This is a genomic window from Campylobacter sp. W0066.2 (assembly GCF_024723515.1).
Lineage (GTDB): Bacteria > Campylobacterota > Campylobacteria > Campylobacterales > Campylobacteraceae > Campylobacter_D.
The window spans coordinates 1-821 of the sequence record NZ_JANQCV010000043.1; the positions used below are offsets into that span (position 1 = coordinate 1).

The window sequence follows — 821 nt, forward strand, 5'->3', positions numbered from 1 at the left end:
TATGGCTAAAGCCATCAATGAAAACATCACTAAAACTAAAAATGCATTAGAACAAGATGCTAAAGCAGTAGAACAATCAGTAGATACAGCTAAAGAAATAGAAAGTGGTAATCTAACAGCAAGAATAACAGCAATTCCTGCTAATCCTCAATTAGTAGAATTAAAAAATGTATTAAATGATATGCTAAATGTATTAGAACAAAAGGTTGGTTCTAATATGAATGAAATTAATAGAGTATTTGATAGCTATAAGGCATTAGACTTTACTACTGAAGTTGCTAATGCTAAAGGTGGAGTTGAAGTAACAGCAAATGCTTTAGGTCAAGAAATCGTAGCTATGTTAAGACAATCATCTGAATTTGCTTCTTTATTAGCAGATGAGAGTGGTAAATTACAAAGTGCTGTTAAGAACTTAACAGATTCTTCATCAAGTCAAGCTTCTTCTTTAGAAGAAACAGCAGCAGCACTAGAAGAGATTACTTCTTCTATGCAAAATGTATCTCATAAAACTAGTGAAGTAATTGCTCAAAGTGAAGAGATTAAAAATGTTACTTCTATAATAGGAGATATTGCAGATCAAATTAACTTACTTGCATTAAATGCAGCTATTGAAGCTGCACGTGCAGGAGAACATGGTAGAGGCTTTGCTGTTGTTGCTGATGAAGTTAGAAATCTAGCAGAAAGAACTCAAAAGTCTTTAGGTGAGATTGAAGCTAATACTAATATCTTAGTTCAATCTATTAATGAAATGGGTGAGAGTATTAAAGAACAAACTACAGGTATTACTCAAATTAATGATGCTGTAGCTCAAATTGATCATG

The 821-nt window shown here is 32.2% G+C and carries 1 protein-coding gene; it reads left to right on the forward strand.

Features of this window, described 5'->3' with window-relative positions:
• The coding region (locus CAMP18498_RS07900; RefSeq protein WP_337198265.1) for a methyl-accepting chemotaxis protein at positions 1–821 on the forward strand (821 nt) is incomplete at both ends.